Here is a 24351-nt window from a genome sequence, read left to right as displayed (position 1 = left end):
CTCAGGCGAGCGGTCCGGAGGGACCCACCAGGCACATTGCATAACTCCCTTGCAAAGTGCTTAGTTATGCGCGGGATTATCGGCTTATTGAGTTTGTGTGCAAGCATTTTGATTGGATATGTCGGCAAGTTTTTCTGGTCGAGACGAAACAGGCTCTTGATACGGGAAGCGATCAGGGCCGTGATGGGGAGCACCCCCTAAGGGAGCTTGATAAGCTGTTGATAGTTAACGAACTAATAACATCAGGCCTGGGGGTTGCGGCCAGGTAAAAAGGGGGCGCCGGGGCCAGGGAGTGCGAGACAGCTCACATTTTTTGGATTACCATGCCCGCTTCCTAATCCAAACTAGTTCGGATGAAGGTAGCAGGAGAGCGATGGGCAACCATCCACCGAAGAAGTGAATCTTTCAGGTACCGGGCAACCGGTGTGGACTGCTACTGGACGATACTCTGGAGAGACCCGTTGAATCGGGCGCCGAAGGAGCAAGGCACCGTGATTGCATCGCAATCTGGCGCCGGAAACTCTCAGGCAAAAGGACAGAGGGGATGGGATGGTTGTACCTGAGCTTGGAACTGTTCACGATCTGTAGCGAGAGGTCGTCAGCAAGGCAAAGAGCAGCGCAGGAACCGGAGTGTATGTAAATACATGAGGCTTCCGAGCAGCGCATGAGCCTTGATCACGGCCTCGCAGCAAGAGTGTGAACACGTTCTTTGCCCGCATCCGATCGCCTCTGGCCGATCGCGACACCTATGGGAAGATCATCCTTCTCCTCCTTAATCGTTGTTTTTTAAGGAGGATGCATGTCATCAATTCAATCGGCGCTCGCCGCCATCGATAGCTTTATCTGGGGTCCCCCCCTGCTGATCCTGCTGGTCGGGACCGGTATCTATCTCACCTGGCGATTGGGTCTGCTTCAGATCGTGCGTTTGCCGCTGGCCCTCAAGCTGGTCTTTGGCCGCGATCAGGGGCAGGGCAAGCAGGGGGATGTCTCCAGCTTCGGCGCGCTCTGCACCGCCCTCTCCGCCACCATCGGCACCGGCAACATCGTCGGGGTCGCCACCGCCATCAAGCTCGGCGGCCCCGGCGCCCTGTTCTGGATGTGGATGGCCGCCCTGTTCGGCATGGCCACCAAGTACGCCGAGTGCCTGCTGGCGGTGAAATATCGCCAGCAGGACGCCAACGGCCAGATGGCGGGTGGCCCCATGTACTATCTGGAGAAGGGGCTCGGCTCCAGGCCGCTCGCCAAGCTGTTTGCCCTGTTCGGCATCGGCGTCGCCTTCTTCGGCATCGGTACCTTCCCCCAGGTCAACGCCATCAGTGATGCCATGAGCCTCTCCTTCTCGGTACCCCGTGAAGTGACCGCCGTGGTGCTGACCCTGATCGTGGCGCTGGTGACCCTGGGGGGTATCCAGTCCATCTCCAGCGTGTCCAGCAAGGTGGTGCCCTTCATGGCCATCTTCTACATCGTCGCCTGTGCCGGGGTGCTGGTGAACAATGCAGGCGCCCTGCCCGATGCGGTCATGCTGGTGATCGGGAGCGCCTTCACCGGTCATGCGGCCACCGGCGGTTTCGTCGGCGCCGGCATCATGCTGGCGATCCAGTCCGGGGTGGCGCGCGGGGTCTTCTCCAACGAGTCGGGGCTGGGCTCGGCCCCCATCGCGGCGGCGGCGGCCAAGACCGATTCCTGCGTGGAGCAGGGGCTGGTCTCCATGACCGGCACCTTCATCGACACCATCATCATCTGCACCATGACCGGCCTGACCCTGGTGGTGACCGGGGTGTGGAGCGGCGATGCAAGCGGTGCGGCCATGACCAGTCTGGCCTTTGCCCAGGGGCTGGATGCCCATGTGGGCCAGTATCTGGTGAGCATCGGCCTGTTGTTCTTCGCCTTTACCACCATCCTTGGCTGGAACTACTACGGCGAGCGCTGCACCGAGTACCTGTTCGGGGTGAAGGCGATCAAACCCTACCGCCTCATCTATCTGGTGCTGGTGGCGAGCGGTGCCTTCCTCCATCTGGACCTGATCTGGCTCTTGGCCGACATCGTCAACGGCCTGATGGCGGTGCCCAACCTCATCGGCCTCATCGGCCTGCGCCACGTGGTGATTGCCGAGACCCGCGCCTACTTCAGCCGGGACCGGGATACGGAGTCCGAGCCCGAGCCGCAGACGGCCTGATGAGAAGCGGGCCTGCGGGAAGTCCTGTCACCGGGCTCCTGTCCATGGTGTCAACCGGGATCCGGGCTGGGATGGCAAAACCCGGGGCTTGATCCCGGCTCCTCTGACAATATCTGTGCGAAATACGCAAAAGCCACGACGCTCATCGTGGCTTTTTTGCATTTTACGCAATGAATGGCGGCGCTTGTTGCCCCCAGGGGGTCAGGGGGAGGGAATATCTCCGGAAAGCCGCTGCGCCAGCGCCCTGCTCACCCGGCTCACCAGGGCCGCCTCATCCCCCTGCCAGCCAATGGCGTGGGCCAGGGTGGTGGAGGTGCCCGGAGCAAAGCGCAGCTCGCCCCCGGCCAGTTCGTAGAAGCGGCTCGCCATCCGGGTGCCCTCGTCCACATCCCCCGCCACCAGCAGCATGGCCTGGGCCAGCACGGCGCCGTCGTGATCCCGGCCCGGCGCCAGCCAGCGCTGGGCGGTGCCGGTCACCTTGCGCCCCCCGATCACCAGGTTGTACTGGCCGTCGCAAAACGAGCCGGGCACGAAGTCGTAGCTGCCCGCAAGACCGTATTCCTCCAGCAGGGCGAGCAGGGGCGCCCCCAGCAGCCGGTAGTAGTGGGCCAGATCCGTGGTGGTTCGGGGCAGCATGAGGGAGAGGTTGAGGACGCCGGCGCCGTGGGGCACGGCGGTGCCGCCGCTGTCGCGCACGAACACCGGCCAGTCCTCGGCGGCCAGCTGCTCGCAGGCGGCCTGGTAGCGGGGCAAACGGGTGTCCTTGCGGGTGACGATGAGGCATTGGGGGCCCTGCCAGAGGAGGGCTCTGGGCTCGCCGTCACCGGCGCACTCCCGCAGCCAGCGCTGCTCCTCGGCCAGGATCTGGTCGGGTGTCTGGTGGGCGGGCGGCGGGGGCAGCAGGGTATAAGGCATGAAAGGCATCCTTTGGCAGAGGCTGCCAAGCACAGTACGCGCGGAGGCAAACAAGGTAAAGCCCCGCATGGCGGGGCTTTGGTGCAAGGATGGCGGAGTGTCAGGCCTGTGCGGCGGCGCGCCGGGGCAGCAGCAGATTGAGCAGGATGGCGGTGAGGCCGCCGGTGGCGACGCCGTAGGAGAGCACGCTCCTGGCCAGCTCCGGCAGGTGTTGCAGCACCTCGGGCACCTGGGCCACTCCGAGACCCATGGCGAGCGACACCGCCAGGATCATCAGGGCGCGGCGGTCCAGCTCCTCCCGGGAGATGATGCGCACCCCGGCGGCGGCGATGGTGCCGAACATGACGATGGTGGCGCCGCCGAGCACGGGTTCAGGTATTTGTTGCACCAGGCTCGCCACCGCCGGGAACAGGCCGAGCAGGGCCAGCATGGCGGCGATGAAGAGGCCGACATGGCGGCTGGCCACCCCGGTCAGCTGGATGACGCCGTTGTTCTGGGCGAAGGTGGACATGGGGAAGGTGGAGAAGACCGCCGCCAGCATGGAGTTGGCGCCGTCGGCCAGCACGCCCCCCTTGATCCGCGCCATGTAGACCGGCCCTTCCAGCGGCTCGCCGGAGATGTCGGAGGTGGCGGTCATGTCGCCGATGGCTTCCAGCGCCGTCACCACGAAGATGATGGCGAGCGGCACGAACAGCTGCCAGTCAAAGCCGAGCCCGTAGTGGAGCGGAACAGGCACCATCACCAGGGGGCCGTCGAAGGTGGGGGCTGCCACCTTGCCCAGCAGCAGCGCCACCGCATAGCCCGCCAGCATGGCGATCATGATGGCGGAGAGGCGCAGCCAGGGGTTGCGACTGCGTTGCATCAGCACGATGAGGCCGAGCACCAGCAGGGAGAGAAAGAGGTTGGTGTGGCTGGCGAAGCTGCCGTCCGCCAGGGCGCCGTAGCCGCCCCCCATGCTGATGAGCCCTACCTTGATGAGGGTCAGGCCGATGAGCAATACCACGATGCCGGTCACCAGCGGGGTGATGATCCGTTTGACCAGGTGCAGGAAGCGGCTCATGACGACGATGGTGAGGGCCGCTGCCAGCATGGTGCCGAACAGGGTGCCCAGCAGATCGTCGGTGGGCATGGCCGCCTGCTTGAGGGCGAGGCCGGAGGCGATGATGGGACCGAGGAAGTTGAAGCTGGTGCCCTGTACCGAGAGCAGGCCGGAACCGAGGGGGCCGAAACGGCGGGTCTGGATGAAGGAGGCGATGCCGGACATGACCAGGGACATGGAGACGATGTAGCGGGTGTCATCGGCGGGGAGGCCGAGGGCGTTGGCGATGATGAGGGGCGGGGTGATGATGGCGACAAACATGGCGAGCATATGCTGCAGGGCGGCGAACAGGGTCTGGGGCAGGGGGGGGACATCCTCGATGCCGTAGACCAGTTCGCTGTGGGCTCGCCTGGGGGGATGGGCCTCTCGGATGGCGCTTGGGGCGGCAGCCTGTTCCATAAATACCTCGAATGTGTGGGGGGAGGGGAGAAAATTGGGCGCTATTTTAGTGATTGGCATCGCGCTTTCCAGCGCTAATTGAGCGCAAACTCGTTTATTTCCTGATGGGTTGAAACGTTTTCCTGTGGCGATTAAGATCCGCCGGTTTGTGTGAGACCGATCCCTCACAAAGGGGAGGGAGGCTGATGCATCAGGATGGGGACGGTGTAGAATGAGCCCTCGGTTCGAAGATGGAGACTCTGGATGCTGAAGCTGTCGGAGTTCTGGAGTGCCCGCGCCCACTCCGAAGATTTTACCCTGACCCGGATGGGCTTCATGACGGTGCGGCTGCGGCTGCTCACCTGTCTGCTGATGGCGGGGCTCCCGAGCTGGGCTCTGGTGGACTGGCTGACCCTGCCAGCCATCCAGTTCGAGGCGCTGTTCCAGGTCAGGGTCTTCTGCCTGCTGGCCCTCTCGCCCCTCATCCCCCTCTCCTATCTCATCCACTTCAAGCGCGAGCGCATGAAGCTGGCGCTGGGCTACCTGATGGCGGTGATGATGCTCTTCTCCCTCATCTGCCTGCACAGCTTCGGCGCGGATCAGGAGATGCAGGCGGGCTACATGGCCTTCCCCTATCTGCTCATCAGTCTGTTCGCCATCTTCCCCATTCCCCTCTCCCTCAGCCTGCAACTGGCGGGGGGCATTCTGGCCACCATGCTGGCGGGCAACTGGCTGCTGGTGGGCCAGCCCCTCTGGAGCGTGCAGACCCTCAACCAGGTCTGGCTGCTGGGGCTCTTTGCCATCGCCAGCGCCTGGGTGCAGTGCGGCCAGCTCAACATGCTGCTGCAACTCTATCGGGAGTCCACCACGGACGAGTTGACCGGCATGATGAACCGCCGCCTGCTGATGAAGCAGCTCGAGAAGGCGAGGGCCGCCATGATCCGCAAACAGGCTCCCTTCGCGGTGCTGCTGCTGGATCTGGATCGCTTCAAGCGCATCAACGACACCTTCGGCCATCTGGCGGGGGATGCGGTGCTCAAGGAGGTGGCGGCCACCCTGTCGGAACAACTGGAGCCCGGCATGGTGCTCGGGCGTTACGGCGGGGAGGAGTTTGCCATCCTGTTGCCCGGTTGCACGGACCTGGCACAAGCCAAGCGGGTGGCGGAGCGGCTGCGGGTCGCGGTGGAGGCGAGGTTGGTGAAAAGCCCCACCTCCGACGAGCTGCTGGAGGTGACGGTGAGCATCGGTCTGACCCTGGCCCAGCGTGGCGAGGGGGTGGAGGATCTGCTCAACCGGGCGGACGAGTGCCTCTACATGGCCAAGATGGCGGGTCGCAACTGCGTGGTGGCCGAGGCAGGGAAACCCGCGGGCGATGCAGGGCGCACAAAAACGGATGCCGCCTGAGGGCGGCATCCGGTGATGACGGGGCTGGCGTCAGGCCAGGGTGTATTTGCCGGAGAGCTGCTGGGCCAGCAGCTTGAACATGTTGAACACCGCCATGGTCTTGCCGGTCGGGGTGCCGTCCTCTGCCAGGAAGAACTCCCCCTGGAACACCAGAATGTCCCCCTTCTGCTCCACCGAGTCGGCGCGCATGCCGTGGATGAAGTCCTCGTGTTCACGAATGATCTTGTTGGCCATCTCCAGCAGGGCAGTCTCGGTGATCCGCTCTTTTTGTGGTTGCATGCTCGTCTCCTTAAACGACTACTGGGCAGGGGCACAAGGATCGGCATGGCCGGCGCACCCCGCCTCTGATTGAAGAGGGGGCCAGCATACTGCAAAGCGGGATTTTCTGTCATTGATATGACCCCGCATTTTCCCGCTTTGCGCTCTTCCCTTATCCCAGCACCAGATTGCGCAGCCAGCGCCGCTGGCGAATGCGGCGCTGCACCAGCAGCACCTTGGAGAGCTCCTCCAGCAGGACCACCGCCACCACCCAGGAGAGGGGCCAGCCCAGCAGGCTGACCGCCACCCAGGCCAGCGGCAGGCCGATGCACCACATGCCGACGATGTCGATGAAGATGCTGTAGTTGACGTCCCCCCCCGAGCGCAGCACCCCGACGATCCCCACCATGTTGAACACCTTGAGCAGCATGCCGAGGCACAGGATGGCGAGCACCTGGCCGGCCTCAGTCATCAGCTCGCCCGGCAGGTTGCCGACCCATTGCAGCAGGCTGCCCTGCATCAGCCAGACGGCGGTCCCCACCAGCAGGGCGCCGACGGGGGCAAGCAGCAGGAAGAGCTGGGAGTGCTGCCAGGCCTCGTCATACTCCTCTGCCCCGAGCCGGTGACCGAGCAGGGTGGAGCAGGCCACCGCCAGCCCGAAGAAGAGGGAGATGAGGATGCTCTCCAGCGTGCCGAGGGTGGTCATGATGGCCAGAGCGTCGGTGCCAAGGTGCGCGTAGAGGAAGCCGTAGAGCAGCATGCCGAAGGCCCAGAGCCCGTCGTGCAGCAACAGCGGCAGGGCGATCAGGGTGAAGCGCACCACCTCCTTGCGCCTGAAGGCGGCGAGCCAGTCTTGCTTGCGCGGGATGAGACGGGGCTCTGCACGCCACACATAGGCAAGCAGCAGCGCCGTCTGCAGCAGGCGCGAAAGGGTGGTGCCCCAGGCGGAGCCGGCTACTCCCATGGCCTCGGCGCCGAAATGGCCGAAGATGAGGGCATAGTTGAGGATGACGTTGGCGATGATGGCGATGATACCGATGCGGGTCGGCGCCGCGGCATTGCCCACCGAGCGCAGGGCCGACTCCAGGGGCACCACCACGGCGGTGCAGAGGATGGTGGCGCCGGTGATCATCAGGAACTCGTCGGCCAGCTCGCGCAGCGCGGGCTCATGGCTGGCAAAGCCGAGCACGCTGCCCGGTGAGAGCACATAGACGAGGGCAAAGGGCAGGCTCACCGCCAGGGCGCCCACCAGGGCCAGGGCCAGGGAGCGGCGCACCCCGGCCATCTCGCCACGGCCGAAATATTGTGCCGCCAACACCGAGACCCCGCCCGAGAGCCCCGCTATCACCAGCAGATTGAAGAAGAAGACCCGGTTGCCCAAGCCGACCGCCGCCACAGCCGTGGTGCCGAGCTGGCTCACCATCATGATGTCGATGAGGCCGAGCAGGGAGAACATCATGGATTGCAGCGAAACCGGCAGGGCCAGTCGCCACAGTCGCGTCATGAACTCGCGATCGGTGGTTTGTTTTAAAATCGCTTGCCAATAATTCATTTATGTTAACCGGGTTGGTAAAAATCAGGGTTTGTCGTGGGTATGATAGGGGTGATAACGGGAGGCTTCACTGTGAGCCTCTCTCGGCTTTCTTGTGCAAAACTATCCTGTTGAGGTGCTATGCCATTTATCAGCGAGTGTCTGGAAATCGCCCCGGCCTGCGAAGAGCGGATGCTGGGGCGCGAAGGGCTGCCCCTGCTTGGGGAGGCGGGTGTCTTCCTGACCGGCCTCTCGACGATACGGGAGCACTACCTTATCCGCCGCAACCGACCGGAGTTTCACATCCTGATGGTGAGCCATGACGAGGGGGGCGCCCTGCTCACCGATGGCGGGGAGCAGCCCATCCCGGCGGGAGCCCTGGTCTTTCTCCCGGCCGCCGTGCCGGGGGGCCTCAGGCTGGTGGGGGAAGCCTGGCATACCAGTTGGATCCTGCTGGACGACGTGCCTCGCTGGCAGCATCTGCACCGGCTTGGCCATCGCATCTGGCAGGGGGAGGAGGGGGAGCAGCTCTACCATCTGCTCAGCCTGATGCAGGGGGAGGGAATACGTTCGCCACTCCAGCCCCAGCTGCTGAGCCTGCTGCTGGCGCTCTTGGAGCGGACCCTGCAGGGGGAGGTGCGCGGCACGCCGGAGCTGCGGCTTCAGGCGCTGTTTCGGCGGGTGGAGGCGCGTCTGGACGAGCCCTGGAGCGTGGCCCTGCTGGCCGACCAGATGGCCTGCTCGGTGCCCCATCTGCACCGGCTCTGCCAGCAGGTGTTCGGCATGGGCCCCATGGCCTGGCTCACCGGGCTTCGCATGAACAAGGCGCGCCAGTTGCTGCTCTACACCAACTGGCCGCTGGCCGAGCTGGCGGCCCGGGTCGGATACAGCGACGGCGCCAACTTTGCCAACCGTTTTCGCCGCCTGACGGGTCAGACTCCGGGGGCCTTTCGTCGACTGGGTCGCAAACCTTTCGCAAGGGAGGTGCAAACCCTTTGAAATTGTTGGCTCAAGCCCATAGGATCGACGGGCCACACAGTCAAGGTACAGATCCATGTTTGAAGATAATAATCAGAAACGTCCCCTCTACATTCCCTACGCAGGTCCAGCCCTGCTGGAGACGCCGTTGCTCAACAAGGGCAGCGCCTTCACCAGCGAAGAACGCAGTAGCTTCAATCTGGAGGGTCTGCTGCCCCAGAACATCGAAACCATCGAAGAGCAGGCAGAGCGTGCCTATCGCCAGTTCATGGCGTTTGGCAACGACATGGACAAGCACATCTATTTGCGCAACATCCAGGATACCAACGAAACGCTCTTCTACCGCCTGCTGAACAACCACCTCACCGAAATGCTGCCGGTCATCTACACCCCGACGGTCGGCAAGGCGTGCGAGGAGTTCTCCAACATCTATCGTCGTGCTCGCGGCCTCTTCATCTCCTATCCAGACAAGGACAGGATCGATGACATGCTGCAAAACGCCACCAAGCAGAACGTCAAGGTGATCGTGGTCACCGATGGCGAACGCATCCTGGGCCTCGGGGATCAGGGCATCGGCGGCATGGGCATTCCCATCGGCAAGCTCTCCCTCTACACCGCCTGTGGCGGCATCTCCCCGGCCTACTGCCTGCCGGTGGTGCTGGACGTGGGCACCAACAACCAGCAGTTGCTGAACGACCCCTTCTACATGGGGTGGCGCCATCCGCGCATCTCCGGCGAAGAGTACGACGAGTTCGTCGATGCCTTCATTCAGGCGGTCAAGCGCCGCTGGCCGGACATCCTGCTGCAGTTCGAGGATTTCGCCCAGGGCAATGCCACCCCGCTGCTCAACCGCTACAAGGATGAGCTGTGCTGCTTCAACGATGACATTCAGGGGACCGCCGCGGTGACCCTGGGCAGCCTCATCGCCGCCTGCAAGGCCTCCGGTGCCAAGCTCTCCGAGAAGCGGGTCGCCTTCCTCGGGGCGGGCAGTGCCGGGTGCGGCATCGCCGAGCAGATCGTGGCGCAGATGAAGGCCGAAGGGCTGACCGACGCCGAGGCGCGGGGCCGGGTCTTCATGGTGGACCGATTCGGTCTCATCACCGACAAGATCCCCAACCAGCTCGACTTCCAGCGCAAGCTCTCCCAGCCGATCGAGCGGATCAAGGAGTGGCCGGTGGGGGACAACATCTCCCTGCTGGAGGTGATGGAGCACGGTCGCCCGGACATCCTGATCGGGGTCTCCGGCCAGCCGGGTCTGTTTACCGAAGAGGTGGTCAAGACCATGCACAAGCACTGTGCCCGTCCCATCATCTTCCCGCTCTCCAACCCCACTTCCCGGGTGGAAGCCACCCCGGCGGATCTCATTCGCTGGACCGACGGCCAGGTGCTGGTCGCCACCGGCAGCCCGTTCGCACCGGTGGAGTACAAGGGCAAGCGCTACGTCATCGCCCAGTGCAACAACTCCTTCATCTTCCCGGGGATCGGCCTTGGGGTGATCGCCTCCGGTGCCAACCGGGTGACCGATGCCATGCTGATGTCGGCCAGCCGTGCCCTGGCGGATTGTTCACCCCTGGTGAAGGGGGAAGAGGGCTCCTTGCTGCCGGATCTGGCGGACATCCATCAGGTCTCCCGCTACATCGCCAAGATGGTGGCCAAGACCGCCATGTTGCAGGGCAAGGCGGTGCAGACCCCCGATGATGTGATCGATCAGGCCATCGAGGCGAACTTCTGGCGCCCCGAGTACCGCCGCTATCGTCGTACTTCCTTCTGATCCCAAGGGGACAGACATGCAGAAGGGATGCCTCGGCATCCCTTTTTTGTGCACGGCTGTGAAGGAAGAGGAGGTTATTGTGCCGGTTGCTCGGCGGGGGCGGGCTCGGCGGGATTGCTGACACCGGTGACCCGGATTTCGACCCGGCGATCCGGGGCCAGGCAGTCGATGAGGGCAGCCCTGGCCTTGATGGCATCACACTGGGTGCCGGTGACCGGGTTGCTCTCGCCATTGCCCTGGATGCTCACCTTGTCTGCAGGCAGCCCCTTGCCAATCAGGAAGTTGGCGACCGTGCTTGCACGGGCCTCCGACAGTGCCTGGTTGTTGGCATCCGAGCCGATGCGGTCGGTGTAGCCCATCACCATGGCGTTGCCATCCTTGGGTTTGACGTCGACGATCTGCTGGTAGAGGGCGTCGAGTGCCTGCATCCCCTCCGGTTTGAGCTCCGCCTTGCCAAAGGCAAACAGCACATCCGAACTCAGGTTGAAGGTCTGATCCACCGGCTCGGGAGCCGGGGGCGGCGGTGCCACGACCAGAGGCGCGGCCACCGGCACTGCGGCGACGGTGCGATTGGGGTGAAGCACCAGCTCGATGGTGGCGGTACTGATGTCGCTGACCCAGCGTTTGGTGCCGCTGCCCACCTTGTCGTTGTCAGGATCGTCCCCGACTCGCACCATGTAGCGGTAGCGGGTCTGGATGTCTACCCAGTCGCTCAGTCTGGCGGTCAGTCCCAGACCCGCCAGGGGAGCCAGGTTGTCATCTCCCCCGTTGACGGAGTCGACGTGATAGAGATAACCACCCCCTTCGGCAAAGACAGAGAAGATGTCCCCCAGCGGCAAACGGCCAATGACCGACAGGGTGGCCCCCTTGCTGTTGAAGTCCTGGCCGGCAATATCCCAGTCACCGGTGGAGAGGTAGCCGAGCTCTGCCCCCAGATTCTCGTTGTAGTTGTAGCCGACAAAGGCGTTGATGGCGGTTGCGTCCTTGCCGACGTCCTGGCTGAAATCATCGATGTCATGGGCAAAGGCCCAGCCACCCCCAGCCCCCACATACCAGTCGTGAACAGGTGCCGCCTGGGCGGCACTCGTCGCCAATGCCAATGCAATCCACACAGGTTTCAGTCTTATGTTCATCGCGTATCCTCGTCGATGTTGGGTGTTATAGGGCTCCCAGCCCTTTGCTATGTATAGCCAACATTATGTATAGGCGATGTGAGCGCATTAACCATTTAAGTGACGCATCTGTATGGAAAATCGGTGAGACAGGCAGGTGGGCTGCCCGCGCTGGCGGTGCCGTCCGGGCATTAAAAAAGGGGCCGGAATGGCCCCTTTTTGCAACAGGTGGTTGTCCCCTTATTGCTGCACTTCCTGTACGCCGGTGACGCGCACTTCGACGCGGCGATCCGGTGCCAGGCAGGCGATCAGCTGAGCCTTGGCCTTGATGCCGTCACACTGGGTGCCGGTGACCGGGTTGGCTTCACCACGACCTTCGATGGAAACCTTGCCAGCCGGCAGACCCTTGCCAACCAGGAAGTCGGCCACGGTGCGGGCACGGGCTTCAGACAGCTTCAGGTTGTAGGCATCGGAGCCGATGCGGTCGGTGTAACCCACCACCACGGCGCTGCCATCTTTCGGCTGGACGTCGACGATCTGCTGATACAGGGTGTTGAGCGCAGCAGCCCCTTCCGGCTTCAGGGTGGATTTGCCGAAGGCAAACAGCACGTCCGAGCTCAGGGAGAAGTTCTTGTCGACCATGACAGGCTCGGGAACCGGCTCGGGAGCCGGTGCCGGGGCCGGTGCCACATAGGTGGTGCGGTTCGGGTGCATCACCAGTTCCAGGGTGGCGACGCTCATGTCGGTTTTCCAGGTTTTCTGATCGTCACCCAGATCCCACATGTAGCGGTAGCGGGCCTGCAGGTCGATAAGGTCGGAGAGCTTGGCAGTCAGACCCAGACCCGCCAGCGGCGAGGTCCCGTTGTCGCTCTGGCCGTTGCCGTTGACGTGGTTGAAGTAGGCACCCCCTTCGGCGAAGACGGAGAAGATGTCATTCATGGGCAGGCGTGCGATACCGGACAGGGTGGCACCCTGGGTCTTGAAGTCGACGCCATCGACGCCAGCCTTGCCGGCATAGAGATAGCCGAGCTCGGCGGCAAAGTTCTCGGTGAAGTTGTAACCGCCGAACAGGGAGAGCGCGGTGGCGTCCTTGTCAGCATCCTGGCCGAAGGTATCCAGGTCGTGGCCATAGGCCCAACCTGCACCCATACCCGTGTACCAGTCGTCGGCCGCCTGAGCGGTGGTGGTTCCCATGGCTGCAATGGCCAGAGCAATCAGGGTTGGTGCCATTTTCATTTTCATCGTTTTATCCTCGTTGAGTTGCCGTGCTATGGGCGTACTGCGCACTCTTTGTTATACCGGTCGCAGATGACACTTCATGTGCGACACCGTGAGCGGATCACGGACGGCTTGAATAAAAAATGGATGGAAACCTGGATTCTCATGAAGCTGTTTCTCCATGGACAACTAACCGGGCACTGAGGACTTTTAATAGTTCATCCAATGTCTTACAAGCGTTGCTACTGTATTCTTTTGAATCAGCGTGATCAAGTTTCTGCACAGATATGCAGCGCCGACACCGGTGTCGCGGGGCCGCAATACGGGGGTAAAGGGGAGAAAAGGTGAGACAGAGAGTGTCGCTGGGGGGAGGAGAGAGACAGCAAAAGGGGATGCCGTGGCATCCCCTTTTTACGTTACCTGAGCGAAGTCAGATTACTTTTGAACTTCTTGTACGCCGGATACGCGAACTTCTACGCGACGGTCCGGAGCCAGGCAGGAGATCAGCTGAGCCTTGGCCTTGACGCCGTCACACTTGGTGCCGGTGACCGGGTTGGCTTCGCCACGACCTTCGATGGCAACCTTGCTGGCAGCCATACCCTTGCTGACCAGGAAGTTGGCAACGGTGCGGGCACGAGCTTCAGACAGCTTCTGGTTGTAAGCGTCGGAACCGATACGGTCGGTGTAACCAACAACAACGGCGTTGCCGTCTTTCGGCTGGAACTCAACGATTTGCTGGTACAGAGCGTTCAGGGCTTGCACACCTTCGGCCTTCAGGCTGTCTTTGCCAAAGGCGAACAGCACGTCGGAGTTCAGGGCGAAGTTCTTCTCAACGATTTGCGGAGCCGGGGCCGGTGCTTCTTCAACAACCGGGGCCGGAGCAGGCGCTACGTAGGAAGTACGGAACGGGTGGTAAACGGCTTCCAGGGTCGCAACGCTCTGGTTGGACTTGTAGCGTAAGTTGTCGGCGTGCAGGTCAGCCACGTCCCACATGTAGCGGTAGCGAGCTTGCAGATCCAGCGCGTCGTTGACCTTGTAGGTCACACCGGCGCCGGCCAGCGGGGATACTTTGGTATCGCTGGTACCCAGACCGTCGGTGTGGCCCCAGTAGGCGCCAGCTTCACCGAACAGGGAGAAATCGTTGCCCAGCGGCAGACGAGCGATACCGGACAGGGTGGCACCCTGGCTCTCGTAACGGTTGCCGTCGGTGTTGCCACGGCCGGTGTACTGGTAGCCCAGCTCGGAACCGAAGTATTCGTTGAAGTTGTAACCAACGAAGGCATTGGCAGCAGCCGCATCTTCTTCGCCAACGTTCACGCCTTCGATCTTGTTCAGACCGTTGAAGTGAGTTGCACCAACACCGGCGCCGAAGTAGATGTCGTCAGCGGCGTGAGCTGCAGTTGCACCCATGGTGGCCATAGCGATGGCGATCAGGGAAGGAGCCATTTTCATCATAAAATAATCCTCGTTGAGATGGCACGTTGTTCACGTGCTTCGCACTTTGTAATTTATGTAAGCTGCTGGCTCTGTCGACCAACGACGTTGGTGCGAACAGGGATCCTAGATCCATCCAGGAGGCACGTATCTGGGTGCACAAGTGTGCGGGTTGCACTGTCGACAATGCATACTCCGCCACGAACAGCCGACGTCATTCCGATGACGTGGCGCACTTTATGCCCATTTCAAAACATGATCAAGCTCACAGATAAGGGATGGGGCAAATTGTGTCGTAGGGATAACTGGCTGTTTCTTGGGATTTATTAGTGATCCAAGTAGGCGCGATGCAGTTTCTTCTCAAGCTTCATATAAGCCTCAGCCCAAGCGTGCCGCGGGATGGCGTCACCCGCCCTGACCGAGAGGACCGCAAGATAGTCCGCCTCGGTTGCTTCGCACAGCAAGGGTGTGAAACTGAGCAAGAAGTGACGGGCGAGGTAGGGATCGAGAGGCCAGATGTTGAGGATGGCCCGCGCCACGGGCTGGACGGCAGTGGAGCAGATGAAGTGCCGATGACCCGCTTCCAGCCATTGGGCCATCTCGGCGAGGCTTTCTTCCGGCACGATGCCGCCATCGCCTTTCTCCCTGGCCAGCGTCATCGTGTGACCATTGCCCAGTGCCAGGGTGCCGTTTTCTGCCACGACGCCGTCGTGGCTGCGCAGGGGAAGCGTCGTCTGGCCTTCAAGATAGAGGCTGCAGCTGTCCGGGAGGGCCGCCAGCACGGTGGTGGCGTCCCCCTGCATGGCAATGGGCAACCAGAACGCCTCGGCCCGGGTCTGCAGACCCTGGGCGAGCTGACGGGGGAGGGAGTCCGGGTCGGAATGAAGACGGGAAATGATGCCGGGAAATGCCATGTTGATGACTCTCTTGGAAATAACCGGCGAATTATACGAGGGATGGCCGGGCAACAAGAAAGGTTTCTTTTCGAGACTGTTTACCTGAGGCGACACAGCGATTACCATCCCCGAGGTTTGTGAAGGGTTGTCGTCGAAAGACGCTGATTATAGATAGAGGCTCGACCATAACGAGTCCGTTCAAAACTGATACACTTGACTACGAGTCGTCGCGAAAAATAAAGGTGGAGTCAATCCGCCGAACGGAGTATGGAACACATGAATTCAAATATCGTAACTGTTGGCAAGAAGATCCGTCAGATCCGCGAAGCGGTAGGCCTGAGCCGTCCCAAGTTTGCCGATCTGCTGGGCGTCCCCCCAACCACCCTGAAGAACTATGAACTGGGTTACCGTGAAGTCGGAGGCGCCTTCCTGGTTGCCCTGGCCCACCACCCCGATCTGCACAAGTTCACCCTCTGGCTGCTGGCTGACAAGAAAGTCGCCGAAATCGGCCAGATCGGTCCGGACGATATTGCCAAGGCTTGATTCAGTTCAACCTTGATAAAAATGCCGCCCTCGAGGCGGCATTTTTTATTTGTCAAAATGGATGATTATTTAATTAAATAATGCGTTGTGTGCGGCCAGCGGCGATTTTCACTAAATCATCTTGTCGGGCTGGATTAATCCACGGAACACTCCGACCCTTTTAATTCAGGCGGTGATCCACACAGCGAGACAACGATGAGCCAATCCATTACCAAAGCCAGAGATGGGTTTACCAGCACCTTTGGCGTGCTGGCCGCGACCCTGGGGTCTGCCGTCGGGCTCGGCAATATCTGGAAATTTCCCTATCTGACCGGTGAGAACGGTGGCGCCGGTTTTCTGCTGGTCTATGTCGTCGCCACCCTGCTGGTGGGATTGCCGGTGATGATCTCCGAGATCATGCTGGGGCGCGAGGCCAGGACGGATGTGGTCAGCGGGCTCATCAAGCTGGCTCCGAAGGGGCAACCCTGGTGGCTGATCGCCGCCATGGGGGTGAGCGCGGCCTTCCTCATCATGTCGTTCTACTCCGAGGTGGCGGCCTGGGTGTTTGCCTACATCTTCAAGGCGGCCAGCGGCGAGATCCTCTCCACCGATCCCGCCGTCACGGGGGCTGCCTTCAATTCGCTCATCACGGATCCCTTGCAGAGTCTGCTCTGGCAGTGGCTGGTGCTGGCCCTGATGGGGGGCATCCTGCTGATGGGGGTCTCCAGGGGGATCGAAGCGGTCACCAAGCGGTTGATGCCACTGCTCTTCATCCTGCTGCTGGTGATAGGCGTGCGCAGCCTGACTCTGCCCGGGGCGAGCGAAGGACTGCATTTCCTGTTCTCGCCGGATTTCTCCAAGGTGACCGCAGGCGTCGTGCTGACGGCCATGGGGCTGGCGTTCTTCAAGCTCTCCATCGGGATGGGCTGCATGATGACCTATGGCAGCTATTTTCGCGATGATCAGCACATCCCTCTCACCACGGTACGGGTGATGTGCGCGGATCTCTTCGTCTCCATGCTGGCGGGGATCGCCATCTTCCCGGCGGTGTTTGCCTTTGGCTTCGAGCCGAGCGCAGGCCCCTCCCTGCTGTTCATCACCATACCCGCGGTCTTTGCCAGCATCCCCTTTGGACACCTCTTCATGGTGCTCTTCTTCGTGCTCTCCGCCATTGCAGCCACCGGGGCCATGCTCTCCATTCTGGAGGTGCCGGTCTCGGTGCTCTCCGAGCGCTTTCACATGAGCCGCACAAGGGCGACCCTGATCAACCTGCTGGTGCTGGGGGCGGTCGGCTCGACCTGTGCGCTCTCGAGCAGCACGCTGGCGGATGTGCAGGTTGGCGGGAAAACCTTCTTCGATCTGTTCGACTTCGTCTCTTCCAACGTGCTGATGCCCCTTGGCGGCATCTTCCTCTGCCTCTTTGTGGGCTGGGTATGGGGATTCGAGCGGATGACGACGGCGCTGACCAATGGAGGCAAGCTGGCGCTGCCCATCCTCAGCCCCCTGTTTTTCATCATCCGCTATGTGTCGCCGCTGCTGATCCTGGTGGTGATGCTCAAGGGGCTGGGGCTGTTCTGAGGCGCGTCGCACGAAACAAAAAAGCGCCTATTGGCGCTCTTTTTGTCTTTTACCCCGATATGCCTTCATATCAGGCAGAGTCGTGACAGCTCCTCCTTGAGCTGCTCCAGGTTGCGCTCGACACAGGCTTCCCCCTCGTCGATGGCGTCGCTCGCGCGGTGGAAATCCATGATGGAGAGGTTGCCAAGGCGCGGGCAGAGCTGGATCTCGGGGGGATCCCCGGCCATCCGGGCACGGGTGATGCGCTCCTGCATGATGTTGATGGAGCCCGTCATCACCCCCCACATGCCGGGGGTACTGGGTTCGCGCTCGCCCCGGTTCAACCACTGGCTGAGCAGCCCCCCCTGCACGGGCTCGTCCGGTTCGTCGGTCCAGGGCTGGTGCATGTCGGTGTTGAGGTTGACGGCGATCACCACCTCGGCTCCCATGGCGCGGGCCAGGGAGATGGGGACCGGGTTGACCACGGCCCCGTCCACCAGCCAGCGATCCTCCACCCGGGTCGGGGTGAGCAGGCCGGGCATGCCGCAGGAGGCGCGCACGCACTGGCGAAGCGGTCCTTCCTGCAACCAGATCTCGCGACCGGTATCGAGTTCGGTGGCTACGCAGGCAAAGGGCAGCGGCAGGCTTTCGATGGCGGGATCCCCCAGATGGCCGGCGGCGATGCCAAATACCTTGTCACCGCGAAACAGGCCGCCGGAGAGGGCAGGATCGAGCAGCCCCATGACCTGCAGGCGGCTGAAGCCGCGCACCCAGCTCTCCAGCTTGTCCAGTTCACCAGCGGCATAGGCGGCGCCGACAAAGCTGCCGATGGAGCAGCCAGCCACCAGATCCGGCTTGACGCCCAGTCGCTCCAGGGCACGGATGATGCCGATGTGGGCCCATCCTCGGGCCGCACCGCTGCCCAGGGCCAATCCCAGACGGGGTTTTCGTGACACAGTTGCGTCTCCTGACATGAAGTGGGAGTCCAGCTTACTCCGGCTTCTCCTGTCCGTCATCCCGCCACGCTTCGCTGCGATTGCGGCCGTTGGCCTTGGCCTGATAGAGGGCGATATCGGCGCGGCGGATCACCTCCTGCAAGGAGATGGCCGGTGATTGACGACAGTGGCCCAGGCTGACGGTCACCTTCAGCTCGGCCGCGATGGCGCTCCAGGGATGCTCTGCTATGCACAGGCGAAGCCGCTCGGCCAAGGGGGCCAGAGGGATCGCTTCATCGGTGACGAGCAGCAGGAACTCCTCGCCGCCCCAGCGGATCAGGTGGCACTCCCGTGTCAGCAGAGACTGGCAGAGCTGCACCAGACGGATGAGGACCTGATCGCCCACCCCGTGGCCGAAACGGTCGTTGACCTGTTTGAAGTGATCGCAGTCAAACATGATGGCGCCGATACGTTGGCGGCCTGCCAGAGCCTGGCGGTGTTCGAAGGCATCGAAGTAGTGGCGGTTGAAGGCGCCGGTCAGGGCATCGTGGCGCGACAGGTAGTTGAGACGCCGGTTGAGGCGCTGGGCACGCAGGCTGGAGACGGTCGCCACCACCAGACAGAGAATGGTGATGAGCGCCGTTGCCGATTGCCACAACAGCGTCTGCAGCAGAGGCAGCAGCGGGATGCGATGGATGAGGGAGAGCGGTGTCTCCGGGATGGGATAGACGAGCTGCAAGGCGCCCTGTTGCCACTCATATTCCGCTGACTGCGCCGTCCTGACCGGGGGCGGCGCGGTTCCGGACTGGCTGCTGGCGAGGATCTGCTGATGGGCGTTGAGCAGGAACAGGGTACCAATCCGGGGGGCGAGGCGGTGCAGGGTCTGCGCCAGCGTGACGGTCTGGATGTCGATGCTGAGCAGGCCAATGATCTGGCCTCCCTGGGTAATGGGCTGGGAGAGGGTGATCATCTGCCCTCGTCCGGCAAAATCCTGGTAGGGGCGCGAGAGCATGGCGTGCTCCAGGTGGGGATACCTGGCCATCGCCTCCTGCCAGTAGGCCTTGCTGTAAATCACGGGATCGAAGCGAAACTGGCTGGATGGCACCCAGGGATAGAGGTAGATGAAATTGTCCGTACCGGTGAAGTAGATCCAGGCCACGTCCCTGTCCAGCAGCTTGCTGGCGGTGGCGAGCAAGGGGGAGAGGCTGAGGGCGAGATGTATTCTGGCTTGCCGCTCGCTGCCGTCGTGGGGCAGCGGGCCCTGCCCGGTCAGGTTGCCGATGAGGGCGGGGGGCAGATCGACGGGGATGCGATCCAGGTTGATGCCGTGCTCCCCGTCGGATTGCAGCGCCTGATAGAGCTGGCGAGAGAGCACGGACTGGGGATTGCTGCGCAGGCGCTCCTCCGCCTGGCCGCGCATGGCCTCAAGGAAGGTCTCCATCCGCTGGTGCTGGCTGCTGAGCTGGGTCGCGGCGTTGATGGTGTCACGCTTGTTGATCTCGGTAACCTGGCGAAACGCATGTTGCAGGGCGAGCAGCAACAGCAGCAGGCCGAGGCCCAGCAGCAGCCACTGCAATCGGTATCTGGCAAAGGCGGGGGAGGGAATGGACATGGGCGTACCGGAAGATGGCGAGAGTCGGCATCAGTGTAAGGCAGAACCCTGACGCGCGTGCCGACAAGATGCGTTTTTGATGATCTTCTCACCGGACTGTTACGTTTTGTCACATTTATACATAGTCACGGCATAGTCAGGGGGTAACATGGTGCCATCCTTGATGAAGCTATCTCTTCTTCCTCTCTCTTTGACTGCATGGATCTTGTGATGAAAACGCGCGTGTGGCTGTGGCTTTTCCCTCTTCTTCTATTGCTGGCGGCGGGCGCCTGGCATCTGCGGCAGGCTGAACCCGCCAGCAAGCCTGCACCAAGAGAGATCAACATCAGGGCCGAAACCGTCAGGCAGAGTCTGGCCGAGCCCTCCATCAAGCTGGTGAGCAAGCTTGCGGCCAATCGCTCCGTGGCCATCAGTCCCGAGGTGACCGGTCGCATTGCCACCATCGCGGTGAGCTCCGGCCAGCAGGTCAAACAGGGGCAGACCCTGATCGCCCTGGATGCGGGCAAGCAGCAGGCGGAGCTGGCCGAGCAGAGCGCCAGCGTGCGCGACGAGGCTCGCAAGCTGCGGGACATGCGCAAGCTGGTGGCGCGAGGCGCCGTCACCACCTCGGAGCTGGAGGGGCAGGAGGCGACTGTTGCCCAGGCCCTGGCCCGGGTCGATGCGGCCCGTTACGAGCTTTCCCTGCGCACCCTGGCCGCCCCCTTCGACGGCACCGTCAGCCTTATCGATCTCAGCGAAGGAGCCCTGGTCAACAGCGGCGACGTGCTCTTGCATCTGGACGAGCTGGCAAAACTGCGGCTCGATCTGGCGGTGCCCGAGCGCTACCTCTCCCTGCTGCGCCCCGGCATGGCGGTGACGGCAACCAGCTCGGCCTGGCCGGATCAATCCTTTTCCGGCGTGCTGGAGACCCTCGACAGCCGGATCTCCAGCGACACCCAGAACATCAAGGCCCGCGTCATCCTGCCCAACACCGGTGGCCAGCTGCGTCCCGGCATGCTGATGAACGTGGATCTCTCTCTGCCACCCCAGAAGATGACCCTGATCCCCGCCCAGTCGGTGGAGTACGCCGGCGAGCAGCGCTTCGTCTATCGCCTGGAGGCGGACGGACGGGTGAAGCGGGTGCCGGTGGAGCTTGGCGACACCCATGGCGAGGCCGTCTGGGTGCTCAAGGGGTTGAACGTCGGCGATCGCATCGCGGTGGAGGGGCTGGTCAATCTGCGCGACGGCGCCCAGGTACGTGATCTGGGCGAGGTGAAAGGCTGATGTGGCTCTCCGATATCTCAGTACGCCGTCCCCTGGTGGCGGTGGTCATCAGCGCCCTGCTCACCGTGTTCGGCCTGGTGGCCTTCAGCAAACTCACCGTGCGGGAGATGCCGGATGTGCAGACCCCGTCCGTTTCCATCACCACCACCTATGAGGGAGCGGCCCCCGAGGTGATGGAGAGCCAGGTCACCAAGCCCATCGAGGATCAGCTCTCCGGCATCAGCGGCATCAAGAACATCAACTCGGTGACCCGCAAGGGGCGCTCCTCCATCACGGTGGAGTTCAAGCTCGGCTGGAACATGCTGGAGGGCACCTCCGACGTGCGTGACGCCATCTCCCGGGCCAGACCCAAGCTGCCAGACGGGGCGGACGAGCCCATGGTGACCAAGGACAACGGCAACGGGGATGTGGCCATCTGGCTCAACTTCAGCAGCACCCAGATGGACCGTACCGCCATGACGGATTACGCCAATCGCATGCTGGTGGACCCCTTGAGCCTGGTGGATGGAGTGAGCGAGGTGTCTCTCTCCGGGGACCTGACCCAGGTGATGTACGTGCGGCTGCGCCCCGCCGACATGGCGGCCCGCGGCATCACGGTGGCCGACGTGCAGGATGCCCTCAAGCGGGAGAACATCGAGCTGCCGGGCGGCGAGATCCGCAACAACACCATGACCATGGCGGTGCAGATCGCACGGCTCTATCACAGTGCGGAAGATTTTCGCACCCTGCCGGTCAAAACCGCCACCAATGGTCAGAGCATCTATCTGGCGGACATTGCGGATGTGGAGGTGGGGGCCAAGAACGAAGACAGCGCCTATCAGCGCAACGGCCGCGAGAGCCTGGGGATTGGCATCGTCGCTCAATCCACAGCCAACCCCCTGGCGGTGGCCCAGGGCATCGAGAAGAAGCTCGTGGAGATGCAGCGCTTCCTGCCGGAGGGGGCCACCCTTGAGGTCGACTACGACTCCACCATCTTCATCAAGCAGGCCATCGACGAGGTATACGAGACACTCGCCATCTGCGCTCTGCTGGTGGTGGCCGTGCTCTATCTCTTCCTCGGGCAGGGGCGCACCACGCTCATCCCCGCCATCACGGTGCCCGTCTCCCTGATTTCGGCCTTCATCGGTGCCTGGTATCTGGGCTTTTCCATCAACCTCATCACCTTGCTGGCCCTCATCCTCGCCATCGGCCTGGTGGTGGATGACGCCATCGTGGTGGTGGAGAACATCCACCACCACCTGCAACGGGGCGAGTCCCCCTTGATGGCGGCCTGGCACGGCACCCGGGAGGTGGGCTTTGCCGTCATCGCCACCACCGCCGTGCTGGTGATGGTGTTCGTGCCCATCGCCTTCATGGACGGCATGGTGGGGCGCCTCTTCACCGAGTTCGCCATCCTGCTCTCCCTGGCCGTGCTCTTCTCCTCCCTGGTGGCGCTCACCCTGACCCCGGCCATGGGCTCCTGGCTGATGCGTGCCGTGGACAAGCCCAACGCCCTGACCGCCACCCTGGACAAGGGACTTGGCTGGGTGGAGGAGCGTTATCGCCGCGTGCTGGGGGCCGTGCTGCGCCGCGCCGTCTGGATGCCCCTGGTGTTGCTGCTCTGCCTCGGCGGCATTGGCGCCCTCTTTGGCAAGCTGCCCGCGAGCCTCACCCCGATCGAGGACAGGGGCGTGCTCTATGTGTTCGTGAAAGGGGCGGAGGGCACCAGCATCGAGCGGATGAAGCGCAACATGCAGCAGGTGGAGGCCGCCATCCTGCCGCTGCTCGGCAAGGGGGTGGTGCAGGCCATGAGCTTCAGCACCCCGGCCTTCGGGCGCGGCGGCGATCAGACCGGCATGGCCATCATCCAGCTCAGTGACTGGGCGGTGCGGGACGAAACGGCCACCGAGTTTGGCCGCTCCCTGAGCGGCCGCCTCGCCGGCATCCCCGACGTGATGATCCGCACCTTCCAGCCGGGGTTCAGAGGCGGCTCCACCGCGGCGGTACAGTTCGTGCTGCAAGGCTCCGATTACGGCGAGCTCAATCAGCAGGGGCTGGCACTCAAGGAGGCGGCGGCCCGGAGCGGGCTGATGCAGAGCCCGGATCTCGACTATGCCGAGAAGACCCCGGAGCTGCAGGTGACCATAGAGCGGGAGCGAGCCACTCAGCTCGGCATTCCGGTCTCCACCATCGCAAGCTCCCTGCAGGCCCTGCTCGGCGGCGTCAGCCAGACCACCTATGTGGACAGGGGCGAAGAGTATGATGTCTACCTGCGCGCCAACCAGACCCAGTTCAACGGCATCTCCGACATCAGCCGCATCTATTTGAAGGCCGCGAGCGGCGAGATGGTGAGCCTCTCCACCCTGGCGACCGTCACCCAGGTGGCGAGCCCCCAGCGCCTCAACCACTACCAGCGCCAGAAGGCGGTCACCCTCACCGCGGACGTGGCCCCCGGCCACACCCTGGGGGAGGCGCTCGACTTCCTGGATGGCTGGGCCGCGGATCACCTGCCCACCGGCATGTCGGTGGATTATGCCGGCGAGTCCAAGGACTATCGCGACAACCAGGGGGAGATGGCACTGGTGTTCGGCCTGGCCCTGCTGGTGGTCTATCTGGTGCTGGTGGCCCAGTTCGAGAGCCTGCTGACCCCGGCGGTGGTGATGATGACGGTGCCGCTCGGCATCTTCGGCGGCCTGCTCGGCCTCTGGCTCACGGGGCAGGAGCTCAGCATCTACAGCCAGATAGGCATGATCATGCTCATCGGCATGGTGACCAAGAATGGCATCCTCATCGTCGAGTTCATCAACCAGCTGCGCCAGCGGGGTGAAGGGTTCGAGGAGGCGATCATCAAGGGGTCGGTGCGCCGCTTGCGCCCCATCTTGATGACCTCGCTCACCGCCATCATCGGCGCCGTGCCCCTGATGCTCTCCATGGGGGCGGGGTACGAGAGCCGGATGGCCGTGGGGACCGTGGTCTTCTTCGGCTTGTCCTTGGCGACCCTGGTGACCCTGCTGGTGGTGCCCGCCATCTATCACCTGATCGCCAGACGCGCGGGGATGACGGGAGCGCGGGACCGACTGGTGGACGAGGTACTGGCCACGGCAATCCCGGCCAGTCCCTCCACGGTGCCGGGGGCGGTGGCCCCCGAGGGGCGTGACAAACCGGCGGCCTAGCGTGCCGACCCGGATGACAGCAAGCAGGGCGCCAATGGGCGCCCTGCTTGTTGATGAGATCCGAGTCTGTCACGCCAACCTGTCGCGCCCGCTCGAAGGCGCCCCTTCCCCTCGCGTTCTGTAGGGGCAAAAAGCCGTCG

Annotated in this window: 18 protein-coding genes and 1 riboswitch; of the genes, 8 read left to right on the top strand and 10 right to left on the bottom strand. The window is 62.9% G+C overall.

Features of this window, described 5'->3' with window-relative positions; all coding sequences use genetic code 11:
• The first annotated feature begins 438 nt into the window (after positions 1-438).
• Positions 439-549, top strand: a riboswitch (glycine riboswitch).
• A gap of 250 nt (positions 550-799) precedes the next feature.
• Positions 800-2176, top strand: coding sequence for an alanine/glycine:cation symporter family protein (locus C2U37_RS00905; protein ID WP_045523510.1), 1377 nt, complete (start codon positions 800-802; stop codon positions 2174-2176).
• 201 nt (positions 2177-2377) lie between these two features.
• Here the strand turns inward: C2U37_RS00905 and C2U37_RS00900 are convergent, their stop codons facing one another.
• Positions 2378-3091, bottom strand: coding sequence for a lipoyl protein ligase domain-containing protein (locus C2U37_RS00900; protein ID WP_102948785.1), 714 nt, complete (start codon positions 3089-3091; stop codon positions 2378-2380).
• Positions 3092-3191: 100 nt separating this feature from the next.
• Positions 3192-4589, bottom strand: a complete 1398-nt coding sequence (locus C2U37_RS00895; protein WP_102948784.1) for a nucleobase:cation symporter-2 family protein — start codon at positions 4587-4589, stop codon at positions 3192-3194.
• A 243-nt stretch (positions 4590-4832) separates the two neighbouring features.
• Between C2U37_RS00895 and C2U37_RS00890 the strand changes: the two genes are divergently transcribed.
• Complete coding sequence (locus tag C2U37_RS00890) at positions 4833-5972, top strand: GGDEF domain-containing protein (RefSeq protein WP_102948783.1); 1140 nt, start codon at positions 4833-4835, stop codon at positions 5970-5972.
• Positions 5973-6002: 30 nt separating this feature from the next.
• Here C2U37_RS00890 and C2U37_RS00885 read toward each other — a convergent pair whose 3' ends face one another.
• Complete coding sequence (locus tag C2U37_RS00885; protein WP_102948782.1) at positions 6003-6251, bottom strand: YciN family protein; 249 nt, start codon at positions 6249-6251, stop codon at positions 6003-6005.
• Positions 6252-6402: 151 nt separating this feature from the next.
• The gene (locus tag C2U37_RS00880) at positions 6403-7782 is read right to left on the bottom strand and encodes an MATE family efflux transporter (RefSeq protein ID WP_102948781.1); all 1380 of its coding nucleotides are present in this window, start codon (positions 7780-7782) and stop codon (positions 6403-6405) included.
• A gap of 120 nt (positions 7783-7902) precedes the next feature.
• Between C2U37_RS00880 and C2U37_RS00875 the strand changes: the two genes are divergently transcribed.
• Together C2U37_RS00875 and C2U37_RS00870 are read left to right on the top strand one after the other, a co-directional pair.
• Positions 7903-8760: a helix-turn-helix transcriptional regulator gene (locus C2U37_RS00875; protein ID WP_041213342.1), complete on the top strand. Its 858-nt coding sequence runs from the start codon at positions 7903-7905 to the stop codon at positions 8758-8760.
• Positions 8761-8815: 55 nt separating this feature from the next.
• Positions 8816-10510 (top strand): NAD-dependent malic enzyme, encoded by a 1695-nt coding sequence (locus C2U37_RS00870; protein WP_010673498.1) that lies wholly within the window; start codon positions 8816-8818, stop codon positions 10508-10510.
• A 74-nt stretch (positions 10511-10584) separates the two neighbouring features.
• On the opposite strand, the gene C2U37_RS00865 is transcribed toward C2U37_RS00870, so the two are convergent.
• The 4 genes from C2U37_RS00865 to C2U37_RS00850 all read right to left on the bottom strand — a co-directional run bounded on the left by C2U37_RS00865 (position 10585) and on the right by C2U37_RS00850 (position 15188).
• On the bottom strand, positions 10585-11643 hold the full coding sequence (locus C2U37_RS00865) for an OmpA family protein (protein WP_048208140.1): 1059 nt from the start codon (positions 11641-11643) through the stop codon (positions 10585-10587).
• Positions 11644-11862: 219 nt separating this feature from the next.
• A complete protein-coding gene (ompA, locus tag C2U37_RS00860) occupies positions 11863-12864 on the bottom strand; it encodes a porin OmpA (RefSeq protein WP_039039303.1) in 1002 nt (333 codons plus the stop codon).
• Between the two features lie 411 nt (positions 12865-13275).
• A complete protein-coding gene (gene ompA / locus C2U37_RS00855; RefSeq protein WP_104451724.1) occupies positions 13276-14295 on the bottom strand; it encodes a porin OmpA in 1020 nt (339 codons plus the stop codon).
• Between the two features lie 305 nt (positions 14296-14600).
• Positions 14601-15188: a hypothetical protein gene (locus C2U37_RS00850; protein WP_104451723.1), complete on the bottom strand. Its 588-nt coding sequence runs from the start codon at positions 15186-15188 to the stop codon at positions 14601-14603.
• Positions 15189-15446: 258 nt separating this feature from the next.
• On the opposite strand from C2U37_RS00850, the gene C2U37_RS00845 reads away from it, so the two are divergent.
• Together C2U37_RS00845 and C2U37_RS00840 are read left to right on the top strand one after the other, a co-directional pair.
• Positions 15447-15713, top strand: a complete 267-nt coding sequence (locus C2U37_RS00845; protein ID WP_010673503.1) for a helix-turn-helix domain-containing protein — start codon at positions 15447-15449, stop codon at positions 15711-15713.
• A 195-nt stretch (positions 15714-15908) separates the two neighbouring features.
• Complete coding sequence (locus C2U37_RS00840; RefSeq protein ID WP_104451722.1) at positions 15909-17270, top strand: sodium-dependent transporter; 1362 nt, start codon at positions 15909-15911, stop codon at positions 17268-17270.
• 65 nt (positions 17271-17335) lie between these two features.
• Here the strand turns inward: C2U37_RS00840 and rssA are convergent, their stop codons facing one another.
• Together rssA and C2U37_RS00830 are read right to left on the bottom strand one after the other, a co-directional pair.
• Entirely contained in the window at positions 17336-18205 is an 870-nt protein-coding gene (gene rssA, locus C2U37_RS00835) for a patatin-like phospholipase RssA (RefSeq protein WP_041213338.1), read from the bottom strand.
• A gap of 34 nt (positions 18206-18239) precedes the next feature.
• A complete protein-coding gene (locus C2U37_RS00830; RefSeq protein ID WP_167292757.1) occupies positions 18240-19796 on the bottom strand; it encodes a sensor domain-containing diguanylate cyclase in 1557 nt (518 codons plus the stop codon).
• A gap of 210 nt (positions 19797-20006) precedes the next feature.
• Between C2U37_RS00830 and C2U37_RS00825 the strand changes: the two genes are divergently transcribed.
• Positions 20007-21059: an efflux RND transporter periplasmic adaptor subunit gene (locus tag C2U37_RS00825; protein ID WP_199770496.1), complete on the top strand. Its 1053-nt coding sequence runs from the start codon at positions 20007-20009 to the stop codon at positions 21057-21059.
• Positions 21059-24211 carry an efflux RND transporter permease subunit gene (locus tag C2U37_RS00820; protein ID WP_104451719.1) on the top strand — a complete coding sequence of 1051 codons (3153 nt, stop codon included), beginning with the start codon at positions 21059-21061 and terminating at the stop codon, positions 24209-24211. The genes C2U37_RS00825 and C2U37_RS00820 overlap by 1 nt, the downstream gene beginning before the upstream one ends.
• Positions 24212-24351: the final 140 nt, after the last annotated feature.

The organism is Aeromonas sp. ASNIH1 (genome assembly GCF_002934285.1).
Lineage (GTDB): Bacteria > Pseudomonadota > Gammaproteobacteria > Enterobacterales > Aeromonadaceae > Aeromonas > Aeromonas caviae.
This window is presented reverse-complemented; position numbering and strand designations above follow the sequence as displayed.